This window comes from Thioclava sp. FR2 (assembly GCF_051200875.1).
Classification (GTDB): domain Bacteria; phylum Pseudomonadota; class Alphaproteobacteria; order Rhodobacterales; family Rhodobacteraceae; genus Pseudotabrizicola.
Genome location: NZ_CP195191.1, coordinates 278,369 through 302,676, shown reverse-complemented (window position 1 = coordinate 302,676; position 24,308 = coordinate 278,369). Strand labels below are relative to the sequence as shown.

16 protein-coding genes are annotated in these 24,308 nt (G+C 58.4%); 5 read left to right on the top strand and 11 right to left on the bottom strand.

Annotated elements, in window-relative coordinates:
• Nucleotides 1-85: 85 nt before the first annotated feature.
• From ACSBLW_RS01380 to ACSBLW_RS01365, 4 genes are all read left to right on the top strand, one after another.
• Nucleotides 86-2,356 (top strand): M10 family metallopeptidase C-terminal domain-containing protein, encoded by a 2,271-nt coding sequence (locus ACSBLW_RS01380; protein WP_435258459.1) that lies wholly within the window; start codon nucleotides 86-88, stop codon nucleotides 2,354-2,356.
• A 418-nt stretch (nucleotides 2,357-2,774) separates the two neighbouring features.
• Nucleotides 2,775-4,163 carry a calcium-binding protein gene (locus tag ACSBLW_RS01375; protein WP_435258458.1) on the top strand — a complete coding sequence of 463 codons (1,389 nt, stop codon included), beginning with the start codon at nucleotides 2,775-2,777 and terminating at the stop codon, nucleotides 4,161-4,163.
• A 157-nt stretch (nucleotides 4,164-4,320) separates the two neighbouring features.
• Nucleotides 4,321-7,923 carry a calcium-binding protein gene (locus ACSBLW_RS01370; RefSeq protein WP_435258457.1) on the top strand — a complete coding sequence of 1,201 codons (3,603 nt, stop codon included), beginning with the start codon at nucleotides 4,321-4,323 and terminating at the stop codon, nucleotides 7,921-7,923.
• Between the two features lie 256 nt (nucleotides 7,924-8,179).
• Nucleotides 8,180-8,949 (top strand): IS5 family transposase gene (locus ACSBLW_RS01365; RefSeq protein ID WP_435258456.1). Its coding sequence is split into 2 segments (ribosomal slippage): nucleotides 8,180-8,498 and nucleotides 8,498-8,949, totalling 771 coding nucleotides; the frame shifts between segments, so codons are not numbered across the junction.
• Here ACSBLW_RS01365 and ACSBLW_RS01360 read toward each other — a convergent pair.
• The gene (locus tag ACSBLW_RS01360; RefSeq protein ID WP_435258455.1) at nucleotides 8,933-9,769 is read right to left on the bottom strand and encodes a PAS domain-containing protein; all 837 of its coding nucleotides are present in this window, start codon (nucleotides 9,767-9,769) and stop codon (nucleotides 8,933-8,935) included. The genes ACSBLW_RS01365 and ACSBLW_RS01360 overlap by 17 nt on opposite strands.
• Before the next feature lie 123 nt (nucleotides 9,770-9,892).
• Complete coding sequence (locus ACSBLW_RS01355) at nucleotides 9,893-10,246, bottom strand: sensor histidine kinase (protein WP_435260008.1); 354 nt, start codon at nucleotides 10,244-10,246, stop codon at nucleotides 9,893-9,895.
• Between the two features lie 17 nt (nucleotides 10,247-10,263).
• On the opposite strand from ACSBLW_RS01355, the gene ACSBLW_RS01350 reads away from it, so the two are divergent.
• Complete coding sequence (locus ACSBLW_RS01350; protein ID WP_435258454.1) at nucleotides 10,264-11,148, top strand: helix-turn-helix domain-containing protein; 885 nt, start codon at nucleotides 10,264-10,266, stop codon at nucleotides 11,146-11,148.
• Between the two features lie 39 nt (nucleotides 11,149-11,187).
• Here ACSBLW_RS01350 and ACSBLW_RS01345 read toward each other — a convergent pair whose 3' ends face one another.
• The 9 genes from ACSBLW_RS01345 to ACSBLW_RS01305 all read right to left on the bottom strand — a co-directional run bounded on the left by ACSBLW_RS01345 (nucleotide 11,188) and on the right by ACSBLW_RS01305 (nucleotide 24,308).
• Nucleotides 11,188-11,925, bottom strand: coding sequence for an alanyl-tRNA editing protein (locus ACSBLW_RS01345; protein WP_435258453.1), 738 nt, complete (start codon nucleotides 11,923-11,925; stop codon nucleotides 11,188-11,190).
• Nucleotides 11,922-14,555, bottom strand: coding sequence for a DUF3772 domain-containing protein (locus tag ACSBLW_RS01340; protein ID WP_435258452.1), 2,634 nt, complete (start codon nucleotides 14,553-14,555; stop codon nucleotides 11,922-11,924). Before ACSBLW_RS01340 ends, ACSBLW_RS01345 begins: the two co-directional genes overlap by 4 nt.
• Entirely contained in the window at nucleotides 14,552-15,586 is a 1,035-nt protein-coding gene (locus ACSBLW_RS01335; RefSeq protein WP_435258451.1) for a cysteine synthase A, read from the bottom strand. The genes ACSBLW_RS01340 and ACSBLW_RS01335 overlap by 4 nt, the downstream gene beginning before the upstream one ends.
• Before the next feature lie 500 nt (nucleotides 15,587-16,086).
• Nucleotides 16,087-17,490, bottom strand: a complete 1,404-nt coding sequence (locus ACSBLW_RS01330; protein WP_435258450.1) for an aspartate aminotransferase family protein — start codon at nucleotides 17,488-17,490, stop codon at nucleotides 16,087-16,089.
• Nucleotides 17,491-17,628: 138 nt separating this feature from the next.
• Nucleotides 17,629-18,288, bottom strand: a complete 660-nt coding sequence (locus tag ACSBLW_RS01325; protein ID WP_435258449.1) for a GntR family transcriptional regulator — start codon at nucleotides 18,286-18,288, stop codon at nucleotides 17,629-17,631.
• 59 nt (nucleotides 18,289-18,347) lie between these two features.
• Nucleotides 18,348-19,922, bottom strand: coding sequence for a glycoside hydrolase family 43 protein (locus tag ACSBLW_RS01320; protein WP_435258448.1), 1,575 nt, complete (start codon nucleotides 19,920-19,922; stop codon nucleotides 18,348-18,350).
• Between the two features lie 97 nt (nucleotides 19,923-20,019).
• Entirely contained in the window at nucleotides 20,020-21,153 is a 1,134-nt protein-coding gene (locus ACSBLW_RS01315) for a Gfo/Idh/MocA family protein (protein ID WP_435258447.1), read from the bottom strand.
• A gap of 3 nt (nucleotides 21,154-21,156) precedes the next feature.
• Entirely contained in the window at nucleotides 21,157-21,906 is a 750-nt protein-coding gene (locus ACSBLW_RS01310) for a sugar phosphate isomerase/epimerase family protein (protein ID WP_435258446.1), read from the bottom strand.
• 14 nt (nucleotides 21,907-21,920) lie between these two features.
• Nucleotides 21,921-24,308: a beta-mannosidase gene (locus ACSBLW_RS01305; RefSeq protein WP_435258445.1), complete on the bottom strand. Its 2,388-nt coding sequence runs from the start codon at nucleotides 24,306-24,308 to the stop codon at nucleotides 21,921-21,923.

Here is a 24,308-nt window from a genome sequence, read left to right as displayed (position 1 = left end):
TAAATTCATGTGCCAGATCTGCGCGTCGCTGCGCCCCGACCCAACCACGTGTGACTATCAGGGGCTGGCAAACACATATGCTATCTTGAGCGAAGGCGCAGACGCTGCCGCAAACGCATCGACGGTCTATGTCATGGGGGCTGGCGACACCTTCAACGGCAACTACTCGAACGGAAACGATATCGACTGGATCCGCATCGAACTTGTTGCAGGCCAAAGTTATACCTTCACGCTTGACGGTTTGGGAGCAGTCGATGCCTATCTGCGCCTCTATGACAGCACCGGCACCATGGTTGCCTTCAACGATGATGGGGCTGGAAACTTAGACTCGCGCATTTCATTCAATGCCACGACGAGTGGAACTTATTACCTTGAGGCAGCACAATATGAGAACCAGAATGGAGGCACAGGACTCATCGGTTCCTATGTGTTGTCCGCCGAACAATTTGTAGAAACCCGAACTGTATGGACGCCAGCGGAAATGGCGGACCAACTTATCAACGGATACTGGCAGTTCAACGGGCTGTCCGCGCGGCATTTCGATATCGCTGCTGGCGGAACGATCACTTTCAATCTAGGCGCTTTGACGGAGACGATGCAAGCCTTGGCCATTGCAGCGATGGATGCTTGGACGCAGACAACGGGAATTGTCTTTGTCCAGATTGCTGGCGCGGCCATGATCAACTTTCAAATGCACGAGTCAGGTGCGTTTTCAGATAGCAATACGGGCGGCGGCTTTATTCTCGACTCGATCGTCAATGTCGACCAAGCATGGCTCGACTTCTCGGGGACGACCCTGAACAGCTACACATTCCAAACCTATGTCCACGAAATCGGTCACGCGATCGGCTTGGGACATGCAGGGAATTACAACGGAAACGCGACCTATGGCATTGATAACAATGCATTGAACGACAGCTGGCAGCTGACGATCATGTCGTATTTCGATCAGCAAGATAACACATATATTAACGATACCCGCGCATATCTGCTCACCCCGATGATCGCTGACATTTTGGCGATGCAACAGATGTACGGCAGTGTCGGCATTCGTACCGGCAACACGACCTATGGAGAAAACTCAAACGCAGGCAGCCTGTACGCGCAGTTTTCCGTTTTCAACACGGATGGAGATGAGGACAACACGGTTGCCATAACGATCGTCGATACGGGTGGTTTCGACACACTGGATTTCCAGTCAGACACGCAAAACCAGCGGATCGACATGCGCGCAGGAACGTATTCGGACGTGTATGGAGATATTGGCACATTGGCGATTGCTCTGGGCACGGCAATCGAACGCGTGCTAGCGGGTTCGGGAAATGACTCGATCACTGGCAACTCCGTCGCAAACACTATCCTTTCCAATAACGGCAACGACACAGTCTTCGGTGGCGACGGAAACGACTATATCGGAGGCGGTGCGGGCAATGATCTTTTGAATGGCGGAACCGGAAACGACACTGTCTTTGCAGGCTTTGGCGTTGATACAGTCAACGGCGGTGACGGCAATGACTCGATTTACGGTGCTGGTGGCACAAACCGTCTGCTTGGCGATGGCGGGAATGACCAGATCTTCACCTCTGCCGCGGGCGATTTTGTTGGCGGCGGCGATGGCAATGACACGGTGCGGGGCGCGGGCGGCAATGACACGATCTATGCCGGCACCGGCAATGACAACATCGGCGGCGGCGCGGGCAATGACCTGATCTATGGCTCGGCCGGCTCGAACATCATCTATGCCGGTCTGGGCAATGACACGGTTCAGGGCGGCACCGGGGCGGATACGATTTACGGATCCGCCGGGCGCAACCGGCTTTTCGGCAACGATGGCAATGACGTGATCTATACCAGCGCCGCGGGCGATCTTGCGGCGGGCGGGTCGGGCAATGACTCGGTCTATGGCTCGACCGGCAATGATACGATCTATGCGGGCCTTGGCAATGACTTCATCGGCGGTGGCGCAGGCAATGACCTGATCGTGGCCGGGGCCGGGGTGAACCGGATTTACGGCGGCACCGGCAATGACACGATGGTTGCAGGAACGGGCCGCGATGTGATGACGGGCGGGCCGGGGGCAGATGTCTTTGTCTTCAACTCGGCCGCGCATATCGGCATTGGCGCAGGGCGCGACGTGATCACCGATTTCACCAGCGGCGTCGATGACATCGACCTGCGCGGCCTGGGCCAGACCTTCAACGGCACGGCAGGCCTGATCGGCGCTGGCACGGCGAGCTTTTACTATGTCGCCGCCAGCGGCCTGCTGATCGGCGACCAGAACGGCGACGGCACCGCAGACTGGGTGCTGGAACTAAGCGGCGCCCCAACCATCAATGCAGGCGATTTCCTGCTTTGAACTGAGCCCATGAAAGCCCCGGCAAAGCTGGGGCTTTTTCTAGAAACATCCAGAATTCGTGAACTTGGTGGCTCTTTCAGGAATCTTGGACGACGTTCGATCAGGAATTTCTTCATTTTGCGAGGAAGCGTCTAGCTACAATCCCGTGCTCTTGCTGGTTGGCCGCCATCGGTGTCGGGAACGATATTCAGCGAATTGAAACACCAACGGCCGCAGAGTTTTGATATCCGTTTCGCCACGAACGGCCCTTGGATGGCTGACAAGACCAAAGGCAAAAAGCGATTTCGTCAACGCCATCAACGATTTTCACAAAAGATGATTTTGACACAACCGTCCCCTAGGTTTGGGGCTCAACCGAAAAGCTTGATCTCGGACACAAGATTTCTCAGCATGTCGATGCAAAGGAGGAGCAAGCAGGATGCCCGAGCCAGAAATTCGAATTGAAGGCCGACCAGTGTTCCTCGGCGGGTCCGACACTGGATTTGATCACCTCTACCTTGTTCTTGTGTTGAGCGACGGTTCCGAACTTGTTCTTCGCGCAGGGGCAGAGACCGAGCAAGGTTCGGGGCGCATTCTGTGTGAAATCTCTGTCCCGATGGAAGACAGCAGCGATGCGCGTCCACCTCAAGACCGGGCACTGCATGGCAGCCTCGTATTAGACTTGGGTGGTCGCGACCCATTAATGGTCTGGGCCTTGATGGAGCAGCAAGCGCGCGCAATCGACGCTGCTGCAATCCTGTACCGCGCCTTCCAGCAAAATTCGAACTCGGTGATTGCGTCTCTCTTGTATGTTGTTGGGATAGACATCGCCAATGTTCTGCCCGACCAGCCAAATCAGGAGGAAAATTACCCTGCTTCCAGCAACATACTGGACGTCTTCAACTTTGTCCTTAACGGCGACGCAGGGGACGATTTGATCCGAGGCGCAAGTGGATCAGACAGCCTTTCTGGCGGGGTTGGAGACGACAGCCTGATTGGCGGTGAAGGCCGAAATTGGTTGCTGGGCGAAGATGGTAATGACCAGATTTACACCGGAAGTGGCGGAGACTTTGTAGGCGGAGGTGCCGGCAACGACACAATCCGAGGAGCCGCTGGTAACGATACAATCTACGGTGGCCTAGGTAATGACAACCTCGCCGGTGGCGGCGGGAATGATCAGATCTTTGGATCGTCGGGCGCGAACATCATTTTTGCAGGGCTTGGAAACGACACCGTTGTCGGAGGTTCTGGCAATGACACAATTATTGGCGGCGGTGGAACAAACCAACTTTTCGGCAATGATGGAAATGACGAAATCTATACGAGTGCCGACGGGGATTTCGCGGCAGGCGGCGCGGGCAACGATACAATTCGAGGGTCCGCGGGCGACGACACAATCTACGCAGGAATAGGTGACGATTTCATCGGCGGCGGAAGTGGCAATGACCATATATTTGCAGGCGCTGGGACAAACCGCATTTTTGGAGGGTTAGGCGACGACACGATCACAGCAGGCGTAAACCGTGATGTGATGTCGGGCGGACCGGGGGCCGATAGCTTCGTCTTTGATTCCAGCACACATATCGGGATCGGTTTGGGCCGCGACCGCATCACCGATTTCACCAGTGGCCAAGACCGGATCGACCTGTCCGCCCTGAACCAAACTTTCAACGGCACCTCTGGGTTAATCGGCAGCGGCACCGCGAGCTTTTATTACTTCGCCAGCGGCGGGCTGTTGATCGGCGACCAGAATGGCGACGGCAGTGCCGATTGGGTCATCGAATTGACAGACAGGCCAAACTTGGCGGCAGAGGATTTCTTGCTGTGATCCCCTGCCCCACCTTCCATCACCAATGAATGCGCAGTCATGAATTCCTGTCTATCTTTTTAGCCACAGACAGAAGAACGTAATCGTTAATACGAAAGTCATTTATCCGGCACCGTGGCTATGCCCCGCATCCCGGTGCCGATCAGGAGTCATGCAAATGAGCGATTTCAGCAATGATGTTGGGCAGGTCACGGACAGCACTGCTACTGATCTGAGTTTCGGCACTGATGGGATTGCCATTCGCGGCACACTTCACACCTTTCAGAACTTCTTTCAGGGAAACCTGATCGGCACTTCGATGGACGTGGATGTCTATGAGGTCTTCCTGACTGTTGGCGAGACTTATCATTTCACCCTTGAGTCGAGTCCTGCGGAGGCTGGTCGCACTGGGCTTGGCGATCCGCGTCTGGTGGTAAGGGGACCGGATCTGGCGATTGTCATCAGCAATGACAATGCCAATGGCGGAACCCTGAACGCCGATGTCACCTTTGTTGCCCCGATCAGCGGCATCTATTTCATCGAGGTGCGGGCCGCGGATGAATTCCAGTCCACCTTCATCAACGATCCACCAATCCTTCCCGGTGACTATCTGTTGCGCGGGCAACTGGCGCGGCTGGCCTTCCCTGCCACCCCCCCCTTGCTCGACCTCATGACAGCCGGAAGCGACCGCCTGTTCAGCAGCCGGACCCGTGAAACCTTTGGGCTCGAAGGGGATGACACGATCACTGGCAACTCAATTGTCATAGTCAACACCTCCAGCGGACCGGTGACCCTGCCGGGGCGCGACTCCATCTTTGGCGGAGACGGCAATGACAGCATCGATGGCCGTGGTGACGATGACAGTCTTGCCGGTGACGACGGTAACGACACGATCTTTGGCGGCGACGGCAACGACAGCATCGATGGCGAGCGTCTTTTCCAGAGAGATACAACTGGCGATGACAGCCTTTTCGGTGGTCTGGGGAATGACACCATCCGGGGCCAAAGCGGAAACGATGTCCTTTCCGGTGATGAAGGGGACGACTCCCTAATTGGTGATCTGGGCAATGACACCCTGCGCGGCGGCATCGGGAATGACACACTGCTTGGCGACGGCTTCTTCTCAGTAGCGGGCAATGACCTTCTCGAAGGAGAAGATGGAGATGACGACCTATCGGGGGGAAACGGAAATGACACCCTTTTCGGGGGAAGTGGCAACGACAGTCTGAATGGTGGTGAAGGCGACGACTCCCTAGACGGGGGAATTGGCGACGACACCATATCCGGTTTGGTTGGCCGCGACACATTGTTTGGTGGCGACGGTCATGATCGTTTGACCGGAAGTTTCGATGCCTCAACGATCAGCGGCGGCCTTGGGAACGACACCATTCGCGGTGGCGCACTTGCAGGAAACACCGATCTCTTGGCCGGCGATGACGGCAATGACTCAATTCAAGGAAGCTTTTCTGGCTCGGCCCAAATCTTTGGCGGCGAAGGAAACGACACCCTACGCGGTGGCTCCCAGAGCGACTCTGTGTTCGGCGGTGCCGGAAGCGACAGAATTGAGGGGGGCGACGGAAATGACACGCTCGAAGGCGGCGATGGGTTTGACGATATACAAGGAGGCTCGGGAAATGACTCGATCCGAGGAGGAGCCGGTGGAGGTCGGCTCTTCGGCGGGGATGGCAATGACACCATCTCCGCCTCTGGCGGTCTGAGTACCGAAACTCACACGATAGAAGGCGGTGCCGGCGATGATGCGATTACAGGCGGCGCTGGAAATGATACGATTTTCGGGGGAGACGGCAACGACACCATTTCGTCCAGAGACGGATCAGACCAGATTTTTGGCGGTCTTGGCGATGATTTAATTTCCACGAACAGTTTCGACGGCGATCTGCTGATCGAGGGCGGTGAAGGCAATGACACGCTATCAGGGAGGTCCAATGACACATTGGTTGGCGGTGCTGGTGACGATCAATATTCGCTGATCATCTCCGGCACGATTGTCGAACTTGCTGATGAAGGCATCGATACGCTTAACATCCGCAGCAGAGAGTTTTCGATTGAAACAATCGCGAACCTGGAAAACCTTCGATATTTGGGAGATGGCTTTGATCCATTTACGTTCTTTACCGGAAACGATCTAAACAACTTGATTGAGGTCGTGAATACCGATCTCGGCACCAATAACGAGGTTGCCTCAAACGATAGAATCTTGGGACTTGGTGGCAATGACACGATTCTTGCGCGTCTCGGTGACGACAGCGTTGACGGCGGTGCGGGCGATGACAGCATTGACGGATTTTCTGGCAACGACAGCCTGCTTGGCGGGGATGGGAACGACAGCATCCTTGGCGGCGCAGGTTCTGATACATTGGAAGGCGGCGCAGGCAATGACACGCTGTTTTCGGGCAATGACGATGATACCCTGTTTGGTGGAGATGGCGACGACCTGATCCTGACTGGAGAGGGCAACAACAGCGTCGAAGGTGGATTGGGAGATGACTCCGTTCGTGGCGGAGCAGGTGATGACATTCTGTTCGGTGGCGAAGGAAGCGACACGCTTGACGGGTCCGAAGGAAACAACACGATCTTTGGCGGGGCGGGGAACGATAGTCTTCTGGGCAATATCGGTATCGACAGCCTCGACGGAGGCGATGGAAATGACACGATACTGGCAGGCCTGCTAAACGACATTCTGGTTGGCGGGGCTGGCAATGACAGCCTCAACGGTGAAGGCGGCAATGACGCTATTTTTGGCGGTTCTGGCGCGGACAGTCTTCTTGGCGATTTTGGGGACGACAGCATCGACGGCGGGTTGGACGAGGATTTCATTGGCGGTGGGGCCGGTAATGACAGCGTTGACGGCGGCGCGGGCAACGACACGATCTTTGCCGGGCTTGGGAATGACACAATCAATGGCGGCGACGGCAATGACCTTCTGAACGGCTCTGCTGGGCGGAACCGGCTGTTGGGTGACGCGGGTGATGACCAGATCTTTACCTCGGCTGCGGGCGATTTCGTCGGTGGCGGCGATGGTAACGACACGGTGCGCGGCGCGGGCGGCAATGACACGATATTTGGCGGCTTTGGGAATGATAACCTCGCCGGTGGTGCGGGGAACGACCAGATTTTCGGCTCGGCCGGGTCAAACATCATCTTCGCGGGCCTTGGCAATGACACGGTGCAGGGCGGCTCGGGGTCGGACACGATCTTTGGTGGGGGCGGTCGCAACGTATTGCTCGGCAATGACGGCAATGACGAGATCCGCACATCGGCCGGCGGCGATTTCGTTGGCGGTGGCGCGGGCAACGACACGGTTCTTGGCGCCGATGGCAATGACACGATCTTTGCTGGCGAAGGCGATGATTTCATCGGCGGTGGAGGCGGGAACGACCAGATCACAGCCGGCACCGGTGCAAACCGGATTTTCGGCGGCACTGGCGATGACACGATCACTGCAGGACTTGGGCGCGATGTGATGACCGGCAGCCCTGGAGCAGACAGCTTTGTCTTCCTCTCGGCGGCCCATATTGGCGTTGGCGCGAGCCGCGATGTGATCACCGACTTCACAAGTGGCGTAGACCGGATTGACCTGACAGCGCTGGGTCAAACCTTCAATGGCAACGCCGGCCTTATTGGCGGCGGAACGGCCAGCTTCTTCTACTTTGCTGGCGGCGGTCTATTGATTGGTGACCAAAACGGCGACGGAGTTGCCGACTGGGTCATCGAACTTACCGGCAGACCATCCGTGACGGCAGGGGATTTTCTGCTGTGAAAGAAACGAAAAACATGGCCTTCAAAATCAACATCAAGGGTATGTTTCGCGCAGCAGGGCCCCAAGGCCACTGGCAATTTTCATCGGACCATCTTCGAAAGGGCCATCATCAGCGATTTTGATGCTGGCTCACCTTTCAACTGTGTTTTCTCTTTACAGAGTTAATTGCTTAAACGACGCTTTTTGAAAGACTAGGGTCAGGACCCATTGATCCTCTGCTCGGGGCGTGATTCAGCCTCCGCAAGGAGACTGAGCAATGAGCAACCTTTTCTGGCTGACAGAGGCGCAGATGGCGCGCCTGCGGCCATTCTTCCCGAAGAGCCATGGTAAGCCACGGGTCGATGACCGGCGGGTTTTGAGCGGTATAATCTTCATCAATCGCAATGGCTTGCGTTGGTGTGATGCACCCAAGGAGTATGGTCCGCCAAAGACCCTTTACAACCGTTGGAAGCGGTGGAGCGACAAGGGGGTGTTCACCCGGATGATGGACGGTCTGGCTGCCGAAGCCGCCGTTCCGAAGACGGTGATGATCGACGCGACCTACCTCAAGGCGCACCGCACGGCGACCAGCCTGCGGTCGAAAAAGGGGGACCTAGCGACCAAAGGGGCCGTCTGATCGGCCGAACCAAGGGCGGCATGAACACCAAATTGCACGCCGTCACCGATGCCGATGGCCGTCCGATCCGGTTCTTCATGACCGCAGGCCAGGTCAGCGATTACACCGGCGCGGCGGCACTGCTGGGCAGCTTGCCAAAGGCGGAGTGGTTGCTGGCCGACCGGGGTTATGACGCCGACTGGTTCAGAGAAGCATTGAAAGACAAAGGGATAAAGCCCTGCATTCCGGGCCGGAAGTCTCGCGGCAAGCCCGTCAGGCATGACAAGCGCCGCTACAAACGCCGCAACCGGATCGAGATCATGTTTGGGCGCCTGAAGGACTGGCGGCGGGTCGCAACACGCTACGACAGATGCCCGAAGGTATTCCTCTCCGCCGTCGCACTCGCAGCTACAGTCATGTTCTGGCTATGACGCGAGAATGAGTCCTGACCCTAGGGCTTTCACGAAGCTCATTAATGGCAGCCAAGAACTTATCCGAACCATAGATAGGATGTATCGTCCTGATATCAGCATTATAGGATTTCTGCTGATTCAGATGATGTGTCGCAGCGGCGGCAGTATTGGCGTACTTCAATTGCATCGTTTCGAAGTCAAAAATAAATACCTCGTCGACTAGGCCGTTAAGGGCCCGAAAGACTTCCTGACCTATACGCATCTGCTTGACCTCGGTTATATCGGTGCGCACGGAAATAGCACCACACGGCTTACCTCGCTGATCATAGCCAGGCAAAATTGTCAGACGCGTCCAAAGTTCGGCCCCCTTTTTGCAGCGAATGCGAGTTTCGCCCTGCCACGAACCACCGCCGTAGACTGTAGCTCTAAGGTGCTGGCACAAGTCGAGATCATCGCGGAAATAGAGCATGTCGACCTGCTGTCCCAGGACTTCCTCCAAGGTGTAGCCGGTCCTTTCGAGAAAGTTGTCATTCACATGCGTCATGGTGCCGTTGCTGTCGGTCAGTAGCACCAGTGCGTGTGCATTGAGTGCCAGAGATTCCTGCTTCAGTTGGAGGTTCTTGGCGTGCATCAAATGCTCATTTTTCGACAGTTTCCGCGCGCAGGTCCAGAGGATGGCCAACCCAAGAACCGAAATAACTGGCAAAAGGGGGGTGACCAAGTTGAGGAACTGAAGCTGATGTTTGAAATCAATCATGGCGACCAACTGAATGGCCACAATCCCGAACACAGCAGTGTTGGTCAACTTTCGTACACTTAATAGCTTCATTGCCGCCATCCTTTCCGCGCCAAATTACGTTGCGGCAATTGGTATGTGATACGAAGCTATATGCGGTTGGAGACGAATTGATGCCCAAAAAGAGACGATTCTAAGGCCGTTTCTTCAGCGACTTAGGCAGACCTATTTGACAAGACGCAGGGAGGCCTTAGGCGCTTCCAGTGCTTTAATGTCGTTCAGGGTGATCCAGAATTCAGTCAAGTTATCATCTGTGCGGCGGTAGCCGATATTACCGCTCATTCGCTCGACTATCTCGCGGGCAATACTGAGGCCCAGCCCAGTCCCGTTTTTCTCACGCGTGTCAGAATTATCGGCCCGTGTAAACGGTTCGAACAACGAAGGCACGAAACTGGGTGGCACACCCGGCCCTTGGTCACGGACATAGAATCGGGGACCAACATCATGCAGCTCTGCCCCCAATGTCACGGTAGTTCCATCCGGTGCGAACTTGCATGCGTTTGACAGAAGATTCCCCAGCCTATGGACAATAGACAGTGTTCTGTATCATGCTGTCGCCAAAGCGCGTCAGCTTCGGTCTGGAATTGATGCTAAAGAGCGTCATCAGGACGACGGAAGGAACAGGTGGCGTCATGGCACAAAGCAATCCGGCTGAATTGCGCATGATCTTGGCCCGAAATCTTCATCGGCTTTTGGAAAACGATACGACGATCAGCGAGGCCTGCCGACAAATCGGCGTCAATCGCACCCAGTTCAACCGCTATCTCGCCGGAACGGCGTTTCCTCGGCCTGACGTCCTGCATCGCATCTGCCGCTATTTCCGGGTCGATGCGAATATCCTGCTGGAACCGCTCGCCCCCCCCAAAAAAACCGCCGAAGAAGCCGAGAGGTCTGAAAACCTCTGGCTGCAACATTCGCAGCGTCCGTTTGACCATTACCTCTTGCCAGACGGGTTCTACAAATATTGGCGCAAATCCTTTCGTCGGCCCAAACGCGCCTATCTGGGGCTTGCCCTCATCACCACGGCAGGCAAGGACAAGCATTGGAAGGGCTATGACCTGCATGACCAACCCATCCGGGCAGGTGGCAAGCGATTTGCCCGCAGTTCACGCTATGATGGGCTTCTGATCCAGCAATTCGATGGCTTCGCTCTGGTCTCGCGCACGCCCTATACCGACCTGATGAACATGACCTATTTCGAATATGGGCTGGACGGGCTGATGGAATACTACAACGGCATTTCCTTCATCACTCGCCGCCGAATGCCCGATACCAACCGGTTTTCGGCCATCGTCATGCAAAAACTGCCAAAGTCTTGCAGCGCTGTCCTGGACTGCGCCCGCTCCTGCGGCAGTCATGACCTCAGCGATTTGCCAGAATTGATCCGCACAGCCCTTGGGCGGGTGCCAGACCACATCTGAAACGGGGCCATTGCCCCGCTCTGATAAAGAGCCGCCGCCCTAGGCGCTACGCTCGTCCACAAGGCTCAGCACAACACGCCGGTTCTGACGGCCCTTCTTTTCGATCTTGGTGATTTCCACCATGCCGATCTCCCCCGTCCGCCCCACATGCGTGCCGCCACAAGGCTGCAAGTCAACTTGCCGCCCCTCAGTTCCAATCCGAACCAGACGCACCCGCCCGTGGCCCATCGGCGGACGCACGGACATTGTCTTTACCAGACCCGGATTTGCCTCCAGTTCCTCGTCGGTGATCCACAACTCGGTCACTGGCAGGTCTTGCTCGATCAACCGGTTCAAACGGTCGTTCAGCGCCGCGATATCTGCGGGCGGCTCTGGCATGTCAAAGTCCAGCCTTCCGCGATCCGTGCCGATTTGCCCGCCCGTCACCGGCAACGGAATGACCACCGACAACAGATGCAGGGCGGTATGAACACGCATATGCCGATGCCTGCGCGGCCAATCCAGACGCTGATGGACAATCGTTCCAACCGCAGGCATCGCCATCGGTTCTGCCGGGACCAAGGCCACCTGCCCGCCTTCCACTTTCACTGCCGTCGCAATGCTCAGCCGAGCGCCATTCTCCCACTCGACCCAACCAGAATCGCCCGGCTGCCCGCCGCTCGTCGGATAAAAAATGGTCCGGTCCAGCAGAATGCCGCCTTCTGGCGTATGGCCCACCACGACGGCGTGAGCCTCGGCCAAATAGGCATCCTCACGAAACAGCAATTCCGTGCTCATCTGCGTCCCCCATCAAGGCTACCAAAGCCCCCTTCCGAGCTGCCACCATCATCATCGTCACCGCGACCCGCGATTTCGGCGTCCTCGTCGGTATCGGCCCGCGTCAGCCCCTCGCCGGGAAGATAATCGCGGGGCAACTCGCGCGGTCCATCGGGTTCGGCCTCGCGCGGCACCTCTTCCGGTTCGGCCTCACCACGGAAGGCGCGTGCGATTTCGCGTGCATTTCGCAGGGTGATGTCACGCTGGGCGAATGGCACTTCGATGCCTTCTTCGGCAAATTTTTGGGCAATTTGATGGTTGATCTCGCTTCGCACGGACAGCGAGAAATTCACATCCCGCAAGATCACCCGGATTTCGAAGTTCAGACTGTCGGCCCCAAAGCCCATAAAGGCGACCATCGGCGCCGGGTTCAGCAGTGCCAAGGGCTGCGCCTCGGCGATCTCCCTCAGCACCCGCTCGACCTTGCGCGTATCGCTGCCATAGGCCACACCCACAGGCACGATCAGACGCCCGGTCAGATTGAACCGCGTCCAGTTTGTCACCCGCCCCGCCACCAGATCGGTGTTCGGCACGATCACATCGGTTCGATCAAAGGTCTGAATCCGGGTCGAACGCACCGAGATTGATTTCACCACCCCCTGCACGCCGCCAACCTCGATCCAGTCTCCGGCGCTGACTGGCCGCTCGATCAAAAGGATGATCCCCGAGACGAAATTCGACACGATGTTTTGCAGACCAAAACCGATGCCGACCGAAAGCGCACCAGCCACGATGGCAAGGCCCGAAAGGTCAAGACCGGCCGTGTTGATCGCAATCAGGCCAGCAAGGAAAATACCAACATAGCCAATGCCCGAAACGATGGCGTTCTGCGCGCCTTGATCCATCTTGGTGCGCGGCAGAATGGTCCCCTTCAGCGCCCCCTGGAACAGTCGCGTCGCGGTAAGGCCAATGCCAAAGGCCACAGCGAAAACCAGAAAATCGGTCGGCGAAATCCGCGTTTCACCGATCTGGAAACCTTCGCGCAACCGCGTCCAGACTTCGGTGATATCGGAAACCCGCGCCCCCCAGATCAGCGCAAAAACGGGGATCGAGGCGATGACCAGCACAAATCCCAGCAGCACCGGCACCAAGGCGGCCTTTGCATCGTCTTCGCTGCGCACAAGCATCCCATAGACGTCGGTGATCAGCGTCTGGAAGATGAACAGCATCCCGATCAGGCCAAGCGACGATGCCGCCGGATAGATCATTGCGCCTGCCGCAGCGATATAGCCAATCGCGCCCAGCAATGGCCCGATGATCCCAACTGCCATCGCAAGCCGCCCCAGCAAGGACAATGTCCCTGACCGGAAACTGCGGCTGCTTGCATCCTCTCCCGGCACCGCCTCGGATGATGACGCCTGCTGCAGCAACCGCCCCACGCGCCATAGCACGAAAGCCGCCACCACAAGGAAGGGGAAATCCAGAACCGACCGCGCGGCATCCGTCAAAGCCTGATTGTTCAGCGCAGCCTCGCGCAGCACCTCGACCCCCAGCAGGATGCCAAAGATCGTCGACAGGAACCGCCCCTCGGCCCGCGCCTCGTCAGGCAGCGGCAGCGGTGCCCAAAGGCCACGCTTCGGGAAAACCCGTCCACCCAGCCAGTGCAGCGCAAAGATCGTAAAGCCGGCAACCGGCAAGACGTCCGCCACCACCGTTCCGACAATCCCGATCATGCCGGAAAGCTTCAGCGCCTCGGTCAGCGCCACCGCCCCGATGGTGGGTATCAAAATCTGCCCCAAAGACAGAACCAAGGCCGAAACCCGCAAGCCCCGCGCCGTCGATTGCCCAACCAGCCGCGTCACCCCGGCTTCCACCAAGGTGCGTCCACGCCAGATCAGCCCCAAGGCCAAAGCCAAAAGCAAGACAATCAGTGGCAGGTTGTCGACCATTTGCTTGTGCGCGGTTGGCAGCGACCAGCGCACCGTAGCTTCGCGCATCAAAACCGATGTCGACCCGACCAGCGCAGAATAGGCTTCGGGCCAGTTCGCCGGGTTCAGGGGCGATGGCAGCAGCTTCAAAAGCTCATCTGCCTGCCGTTCCCTAAGCACCCGGTCAATCTCGCGGATCAATCCATCGGCGCGGCGATAGGCCTCTTCGGCCGCAATGCCGGGGGCCTGCAAGGTCGCCAGTTGGGCATTCAACTCGGCCCGCCGCGCGGCAATTTCATCGGCCTCGGTCTCGCCCTCGGCAGGGGCCGGACCCAAGGCCGAAATCTGATCGCGCAGCGTCCCAAGGCGCGAGACATTGGCGTTTTGCGCCCGCAGGAAGGCTTCACGCCAGTCCACCACCTGTGCCCGAACCAGTTCCAACGTCACCGACGAGGCCTGCGCGTTCTCCAGCGCCCGTTCGGCACGCGCCGCCACGGTTTCCCACTCGTCGTAGTTCAGATCGCCCGCGGGCGTTTCCGGGGCAGGCGCCTGCCCTGTCGTCAGCTGCGTGACTTTGCCGGTTGTCGGCTGCTCGGGCGCAACGATGGGCGGGGCCACCCCCTGAACCGGGCCATCCTGCGCCAGCCCCTGCCCGGCCAAGCCGACAAAGACCATCGCGGCCAGCCCAAGCGCCGCCGCCCGCAAAGCCTTTATCCCTGTCATGCGTCTTCGAACACCGTCGGCAAAGCCTGCGGCGCACGGTCCAGCCATGCCGGAACGGGCAACCCCTTTTCCTTCAGGAACGCAGGGTTGAACAGTTTCGACTGATAGCGGTTGCCGTAATCGCACAGGATCGTCACGATCGTATGACCCGGCCCCATCTCTTTCGCCATCCGGATCGCACCCGCGATGTTCACCCCAGACGAACCGCCAAGGCACAGGCCTTCTTCCGACAGCATATCAAAGACCAAGGGCAGCGCCTCTGCATCCGGGATGCGATAGCTGAAATCAGGGGTAAAGCCCTCAAGGTTTGCCGTGATCCGACCTTGCCCGATCCCTTCGGTGATCGACGATCCCGGCGAGGAGAATTCGCCAGTGGTGTAGAACGAATGCAGCGCCGCCCCTTCCGGATCTGCCAGCCCCACCTTCACCCCTTTGGGCTGAAGCGCCATGCCAACACCGGCCAAAGTCCCGCCCGAGCCGACGGCGCAAATGAACCCATCTACCTTGCCGCCGGTCTGTTCCCAGATTTCCGGGCCGGTGGTTTCGATATGGGCCTGACGGTTCGCCACATTGTCAAACTGATTGGCCCAAATCGCGCCATTCGGCTCGGTCTTGGCCAGCGCCTCGGCCAGACGGCCCGAATAGCGCACATAGTTGTTCGGGTTCTTGTAAGGTGCGGCTGGAACCTGAACCAACTCTGCCCCCGCCAGCCGCAGCATGTCTTTCTTTTCCTGAGATTGCGTCTCGGGAATGACGATCACCGTCTTGAACCCCATGCTCGCGCCGACCAGCGCAAGACCGATGCCGGTGTTGCCCGCCGTGCCTTCAACAATGGTGCCACCGGGCTTCAGCAGCCCCTTCGCCACCGCATCCTTGATGATGTAAAGGGCCGCGCGATCCTTGACCGATTGGCCGGGGTTCAGGAACTCACATTTGCCAAGAATGGTGCACCCGGTCATCTCCGAGGCTTTCTTCAGCTTGATCAGTGGCGTGTTCCCGATGGCATGGGCCAGATCGTCTTGAATGCGCATGGCGTGTTCCTTGTTCTTCTTTCCATCAGGTGTATGTGCCTTGCTGCCCAAACTCAAGGCAATGCGCAAAAAAGGGACCACGGTCCAATGGCTTTTGATCAACAAAAACGCCGGACCAGCCGAAACAGTTCCACCACCAAAACCGCCCAAGTTTTCCGCAAAGTCCTGAACGCCTTCCCGCCCCAAAAGAGCGAATGAGCTAAAGCAGAGCCACGCCCGATCTTCGCCGGGCGCTATCCAACGTTTTTCGGCACGCTTGATCGCTCAATCACCCCCACTGAAATTCTGAACGCACCCCTCGCAAACGCGCCCTCCCGGAGGGAGGCCCCTGACGGCGACGGGGCGCGGCCCGGCGGCGCTGCGCGCCTTGTTCCGGGCGGAAAAAAACAAACGGGCCACCCTCTCAGGTGGCCCGAACGTTAAAATACGGTTAATCCCCGCGACCAAGCCCTTGATTTCATTGGGCCGTTTTTGCGTCCCCGACGGGGACGCTCTTGTGGTCAGTCTTCTTTGGCAACGAACATGCCGTCGTCCAGCAGGCCCTTGTAGCATTCATCAAGGCTCTTGCGGGCGCGGGTCATCATTTCCTTGATCTCTTCCGGCGTGATCACCAGCGGCGGCGCGATGATCATCCGGTCGCCCACATGGCGCATGATCAGGTTGTTGGCAAAGCAGCGCTCGCGGCAACGATAGCCAACCTTGCCCTCTTCGCTGGCAAACTTCGCCCGCTTTTCCTTGTTCGGGGTCAGCGCGATGGACCCCATCAAACCAACCAGCTTCGCCTCACCCACCATCGGATGATCGACCAGCTTGTCCCATTCTTCCTTCAATGCCGGATGGGCAACATCACGAACGTGATCGACGATCTTTTCTTCCTGCATGATCCGCAGGTTTTCCAGTGCCACAGCCGCCGCCACCGGATGCCCCGAATAAGTGTAGCCGTGGAACAGCTCGCCGCCCTCATAGACAACCGAAGCCACCTCATCCGACAGGATCGACCCACCAATCGGCGCATAGCCCGAGGACAGGCCCTTTGCGATCGTCATGATATCGGGCTTGATCCCGAAGGTGGTCGAGCCGAACCAATTTCCGGTGCGACCAAACCCTGTGATCACCTCGTCAGCAATCAACAGGATACCGTATTTGTCACAGATCCGCTGGATTTCCGGCCAGTATGTCGCCGGAGGAATAATCACACCACCCGCGCCCTGGATCGGCTCGCCGATGAAGGCCGCAACCTTGTCGGCCCCAATTTCAAGGATCTTGTCTTCCAACTGGCGCGCCCGAGCCAAACCGAAGTCGGCCTCGTTCATGTCGCCGCCTTCCCCCCACCAGTAGGGCTGGTCGATATGCTCGATCCCCTCGATCTTGCCACCATGGGCATGGATCGGTTTCATCCCACCCAAGCTGCCGCCACCCATCGTCGAACCATGGTAGCCGTTCCAGCGCGCGATGATCACATTCCGCTCGGGCTGGCCTTTGACCTGCCAGTAACGGCGGACAACACGAATATTCGTGTCATTCGCTTCCGACCCTGACCCCGCAAAGAAAACATGGTTCATGCCATCGGGCGCCAGCTTGGCGATTTCAGCAGCCAAAGCGATGGCCGGAACATGGGTCGTCTGGAAGAAGGTGTTGTAATAGGCAAGCTCGTCCATCTGACGCGCAGCGACGCGCCCCATTTCCTTGCGGCCATAACCGATATTGACGCACCAAAGACCGGCCATGCCGTCGATGATTTTTTGCCCTTCGCTATCGGTCAACCACACACCTTCCCCACGGGTTATGATCCGGGCGCCTTTTTTGCCAAGGTCATTGTTGTCGGTGAAAGGGTGAAAGTGATGGGCAGCGTCCAAAGCCTGAAGCTCGGCGGTCGGCATGTGATTGGTGATCGGCTTGTTCATCGCGTACCCTTTCCGGAATCGTCAGGGCGCATTGCCCCCGTCATTGCGGTCACGATACGAGTAATTTGATCAAGATTCAAGGAATTTGATCAAATTATTCCAGCTCGGAAATATCCGCTCTCGCAAGGCAGGTCAGGCTCAGATTTCGCCCTGTTCCAAGGCCATCCGCACCTGTTCGATCCCTTGCGAAATATCGCTTTCGATGGCGGCTTTCAGCGCCGCGGCATCCCCTGCTTTCATGGCAGCCAAGGCATCGAAATGCCGGTCAGGCAAGGCATCGCGGCCATAGCGGGCGCAAACCACGCGCAAAGCAGGCCCAAATCGCAACCACATGGACCGCGCCATATCGACCAGAACCGGCGCATTCGACGCTTCATACAGACAGAAATGGAACGCATGGTTCGATTCAAGATAGCCGGGGATATCGCCAGCCTGAACGGTCTGATCGACACGGTTATCAATGCTGCGCAACCGATCTATAAGGCCCGGCGTCAAATGAGCGGCGGCAAGTTCGGCCAGTTTGGGTTCGATCGTCAGGCGGGCAAAGGCCACTTGGTCCAGCATGGCCTGCGTCATCTTCGGCACCACAACCCGACGGTTGCCCTGCGCCTCAAGCGCGCCTTCCGCCGAAAGCCTGCGAATGGCCTCACGCACAGGGGTCATTCCGGCTTCCAGTTCAGAGACCAACCCCTGAATGGTGACTGCCGCTCCCGGCTCCAGATGCCCATAGAGGATCATGTCCCGCAGGCGGGAATAGGTCACCTCATGGGTCGGTATCTTGCGCGTTTCTGCTTCCATCACCAGCCCCTTGCTTGGGGGGCAGTCTTAGCGACTTGGGGCAATCAATCAAGATGTGATCAAATCTTGTTCTCATATTCAAAATCCGTCACATCCGCATGCCAGCCCTGCCCGGTCAGATCAAAGGCGCAAACCCCGACGAACGCACCGGTGAAACTGGCATGTTCCCCCTTCCCGCCTTCGTCCGACACCAGGGCGGCATTCAAGGACGGGCCAATCTCCCGCCCGTTGACGCTGAAGCGCTGATCGGCCCGATCAACCCGGACAGAAAGGGTCACCTCGCCCTCCTCAATCACTGTGCTGCCATGAAACGTCAGTTTCTCCCCCGGCCAATCACCAAGACAGGACACAAGGCTGACAACCCTTTGTCCGCCCTCCAGGGTGATCAGGGCGGCATGAAACTTGTGCCGATTGTAATAGGTGATCAGGCCCACAGCTTGCTGCCACGACGAAGGCTCGGCCCTGAATGTGGCTGACGCATGATAAGACGGCTCTTCCTGACGACGTGCGACCAAGGTCTGTTCGTACCAAGACCCAAGGCTTTCGCGGCCTGTCAGGCGCAGACACTCTCCGGTCATTGTAAAAAGCCGCTCGGGATAAGGGGTCCGCAGCCACTGGAATTCGGGCGGCAGGTCTGGCCCCTGAAACTTGCGGCGCACAGGCGGGCTGGCGATCTGCTCCACATCAATCGGAAGATCGGTCGGCGCCACCTGTCCGCCCGCGGCCAACCACAACCAGCCGTCGCGCCAGACCATTTCGGCCAACCCGGTTTCACGCCCCGTGGCGCAAAAGGGTTTGCCATCCGGGCCGGATTGCGGCCGCCCGCACAGGAAGGAATGCCAGTGCCGCCCGTCGTGCCCTTCCACATATTGGCCATGACCCATGCGCTGTATCGGGTTTTCAGGGGCGAAGCGCGCGGTGATCAAATGCTTGCCTGGATGCGTTTCATAAGGCCCGGTTAATCTGCGTGACCGTGCCATCGTGACCGCATGGTCATAACCCGTGCCACCCTCAGCCACGGTCAGATAATACCAGCCGTCGCGCTTAAAGACATGCGGCGCTTCGGTCAGCCCCAGATCCGTGCCTGCATAGATGTCATGCTTTGGCCCGAACAGTTCCCGCTCTGGCGACCATTCCTGCAACTCAATCCCGTCAAAGCGGTTATGCGCCGGGTTAACCCCAGTTCCCGGCCCGCGATGGTTCCAGCGCATGTTGACGAACCATTTGCGACCGTCGTCATCGTGAAACAGGCTCGGATCGAACCCCGAGGAATTCACATACCATGGGTCGGTCCACTGCCCGTCAATCGTCTCACAGGTGGTGATGTAGTTATGGGCGTCTTTGAAATCGCCGTCCAACCGTTTCACGTCGGTGTAGACCAGCCAGAAGCGGCCATCGGCATGGCTCAGGCATGGCGCCCAGATGCCGCCAGAATCCGGATTGCCGCGCATGTCCAATAGCGCCGCCCGGTTCAGCGGCCGGCTCACCAGCCGCCAATTCACCAGATCACGGCTGTGATGGATTTGCACCCCCGGATACCATTCAAAGGTCGAGGTCGCGATGTAGTAATCCTTGCCCACGCGACAAAAGCTTGGGTCCGGGTTAAATCCGCGCAACACCGGGTTCTGGGCCATCGCTTTCCTCATTTTCTGTCTAGAAATATCCCGCGGGGGGCGGCTGGGGGGCTTTGCCCGCAAGCCGAAGGGGGGCGCGAAGCCCCCCTTTCCTATGTCAAATCAACAGCGCCCGCGCTTCATCGGGGCCAAGCGCTGCAGGCCGGGTACAGGTCGTGGTCAAGGTGACGAACTGACCGGTTTCGCCCGAGGTCAGGCAGGCCATCATCACATCCACCCCGTGCAGCGTGCGCTCCAGCGAACAACGCGCATCGCGGCCATTGATCAGCGCCTGTACCATATCGGCCAGGCCAGCTGTCCGGTAATTGGCCAATGGACCACGCGCGGGGTGTTCCTGATTTGGAACGCCAAAGGGATGATCCCAGGCCGCAACGACCTCAACGCTACCATCCTTCAGACCAATCTCGACCGGGCCGCCAAAGAAGTTCGGGTCCGGGACATAGAGGGTGCCTTCGGTGCCATAAAGCTCGAAATGGTTGCGCTTGTGGTTCCAGACATCCCAGCTGGTCGAAAGGTTGATCGTTGCCCCCGAATGAAACTCGAGAAGTGCATGGATGTTGGTCGGTGTCTTGACCGGAACTTTCTCACCGTTGCGCGGACCATTCGAAATGGTACGCTCAGCCTGCGCCGATGAGGTCAGCGCCCCAACCCGCTTGACCGGCCCCAGAAGGTTGATCAGGTTCGCGACATAATAGGGTCCAAGGTCCAGCATCGGACCCGCCCCCGGAAGGAAGAAGAAATCCGGGTTCGGATGCCAATGCTCCATCCCGTGGTTCAGAACCGCCGCACAGCCTGCCGTGATGGTGCCGATGCGGCCTTCATCCAGTATGGCGCGGGCTTGCTGATGTGCGCCGCCAAGGAAAGTGTCAGGCGCACAACCCACGGCCAAGCCTTTGGAGGCCGCAAGGTCCCGCAATTCCTTGCCTTGCGCCAGTGACAGAACCAAAGGCTTTTCCGAATAGGCATGTTTGCCAGCTTCGAGGATCGCCTTGGTCACGGGAAAATGCGCGTCTGGGATGGTCAGGTTGATGACCACATCCACATCCTTGTTGGCCAGCAGATCCTCGACCGACTGAGCCTTGACGTTGAATTCCGCCGCGCGTGCTTTGGCCGCTTCCATGTTCACATCCGCAACCGCGCGGACCTCCAGCCCCTTGAACAGCGGCGCAAGCCGCAGATAGCTGGTCGAGATATTGCCGCATCCAATGATGCCCAGACCCAGATTTGCCATTGCTCAGAACCCCTTGGCAGCTGCGATCGACCGCGTGGCAAAGCGCACGTGATCTTTTGGATTGTCATGTTCCATGACGAAATGCTTGACCCCGATGGCGCGCAGCGCGGCCATGATCTCGGTCCAGTTGACCGTACCATGGCCCACATCGGCCCAGCCGTCCTCATCTGCATTCTCGCCCTTGGGCGCGATATCCTTGACATGGGCAGCGGTGATCCGGTCTTTGTACTTTTCGATCCAGGCCAGTGGATCGGCGCCTCCGCGCACGACCCAAGCCACGTCGATTTCCCATTCCAGCGACGGCCCGCCTGCAAGAATATCATCCTGCGGGATCGACCCGCTGGGCGTTGCCTTGAATTCGAAATCGTGGTTGTGCCAGCCAAAGCCATAGCCCGCCGCCTTGTAAGGCGCGCCCGCCTTTTCCAGACGCGCGCCAAAGGCCCGCCAACCGGCCGCATCGCCTGGGCGGTCATCCGGCATGATATGGGGGCAGTAAAGCCGCTCCATTTTCAGCGCTTTGGCGATGCCCAGTGTCTTTTCGACCTCGGTTTCCAGCATTTGCAGGCTGAAATGCCCGGTGGGCATGGTCAACCCGGTGGCCGCAAGCCCGGCCTTGGTTGCCGCCACGGCAGCATCATCTGCGTAAAGTGCGCCATAACCTTCAACCGCCGTGTAGCCCGCCTTTGACAGCATCTCGAAGGTTGCCGACATCGGGGGAAAATTCCGGCTGGAGTAGAGTTGATAAGAGAACATGATGGCAGGTCCTTTCAGTGCCGATGGGGGACAGGCGGCCCGTAGGTCGCTGCATGAAGATCGCGGTAGGTGAAGCGCGGTTTTGCGCCAGCCTTTTCCGCCGTGAATGTGATTGTGGCCGGGTGGCCAGGGAAAAGCGTGACCGCATTGGCCGAGAACCGCCCCGGCTGGTCGGCTTCGATGGCAACAAAGGGGGCAAGCACCTCGACAGACAGGGTCAGCGTCGTCACCTCCCCCGAGGTTTCGGTCTTTGCCTTCAGGCCCGAAGGCAGCAGGTCATATGTTTTCCAAGGAAGCGGCGCGAAGACATCGCCGCCTTGGGCATCGCCGTCCCAAGTGAAGGCCAAGATTTCGTTCTCGGCCAATTCGTCCTTTGCGACGTGCAGTGCCGGCACCGCCGCCTCTACCCCGACGTTGATTTCCACTTGGGAAAGCGGGCGTGTCAAGCCGTCCATTTTCGCAGCCATCGCCCGGATCGTCAGTTTGACTGGCCCCGCCGTGTCATTCAGCGCCCGAAGATCGAACCCATGCTCATTCGGCGCGACAGCAACCGTGACCGGGGCAAAGAACCGCTTGGCCATGTGGTGCAAGAGTTTCCAGTTGCCGCCGTGGTCCAGCGACGACCACGAACAAACTGGCCAAGTGTCGTTCAACTGCCAGTACAGCGTGCCCATGCAATGCGGCTTCAGCCCACGCCACGCAGTGACAGCGGTCTGGATCGCCAGCCCCTGCTGCACTTGGCTGAGATAGACGAAGTTCGGAAAATCCACCGGAAAGCGGAAATTGCGGAACATCGTCTCGGCGATCCGCGCATTGCCGCCCTTATTCTTCTGGTGGCTTTCCATCACGGGGGCCGCAATATTCCAGTCCTCGGGCGCTGCGAATGTCTCGACCGCGCTCAACGACGGATAAGACTGAAACCCGAACTCTGAACAGAACCGGGGTTTGACATCGCGGTAATGGTCAAAGTCCCGGCCTTCATGCCAGACAGACCAGAAATGCATGTCGCCCGAGCTGTCATCATGCCAGGCATCGCCAAAAGCCATCGGTCCGGGCGATGGGGACGACGGCCACCAATTCGCCTCAGGCAAAATGTCCAGCAAGGCACGCTCCACCGTCCGGTTCAGGCGGTCGTAATTCACCAGATAGCGATCACGGTCCTTGCGGCTTTCCTCAAACCAGCCAAGGGCGCCAATCAGTTCATTGTCCCCGCACCAAAGCGCAAGACAGGCGTGGTGATTGATCCGCCCCACCACATCGCGCACTTCGGCATCCACCTCTGCCAGAAACTCGGGCGTCGAGGGGTAAAGATGGCAGGCGAACATGAAGTCCTGCCAGACCATAAGGCCGAGTTCGTCGCAAAGATCATAGAACCAATCGGGTTCATAGCGTCCGCCGCCCCAGACGCGGATCATGTTCATATGCGCGTCCACCGCCGATTGCAGCAAATCGCGCACGCCATCCCGCGTGATCCGGCCATGCAGCGCATCCGCCGGAATCCAATTCGCACCTTTGGCAAAGACAGGTCGGCCATTGACGTGGAAGGCAAAGCTTCTTCCGGCAGCGTCAGGTTCAGACACCAATTTCAAATCGCGCAGCCCGATTGTCCGACGCTCGACCGATCCGCCCGATGTGACGGTCAAGACATGCAAGGGTTGATCCCCCTGCCCTGCAGGCCACCACAGCTTTGGGTCCGGAATGCGAAGCACCGCTTCGGCCACGCCTTCCCGTACGGGGGCAGTCACCGTGACCCCGCATAGGGTCGCCGTCACATCCTCACCCGTCGACTGCACGCGCAGGGTAACCTCGGCCAAGTTCGGCTCATGCCGTTGCGAGACGAAAATATCCATGATCTTGGGCGCAGCGGGCTCCAGCCGGATCCCCCCCCAAATACCAAAGCTGGGCAGCGCGATATTCCAGTCCCAGCCGAAATCGCATTGCGGCTTGCGCAGCATATTGCCGAAAGGAATGGGGCAGTTCGGTTCATGATAGGGGATCGGAAACGGCTGAGCCTTGGCACGGGCCGCACCTTCGGTCACGGGGCTGCGGAACGTGATCTCGATCCGGTTTTCGCCCCGCCGCAACATGCCGGTCACCGGGGCGCGCCAGCGGCGAAAGGCATTGGCCGCCCGCAACACGCACATACCGTTCAGCCGCACGTCGGCCACAGTGTCCAGCCCGTCAATCACCAGTTCGGCATCGCCGCCTTGATGCGTGAAATCGCGCGACATCACCCAGTCACGCTCGGCAATCCACCGCAAACCGTATTCGTTACGCCCCCAATAAGGGTCCGGAATAGTACCGGCCTTGTGCAAGGCCGTGACACCATCTCCGGGCAGTTCGCACATGATCTCTTTGCCGCCTGCCGTATCCGACAGGCGCCAAACTCCTCCGAGATCCAT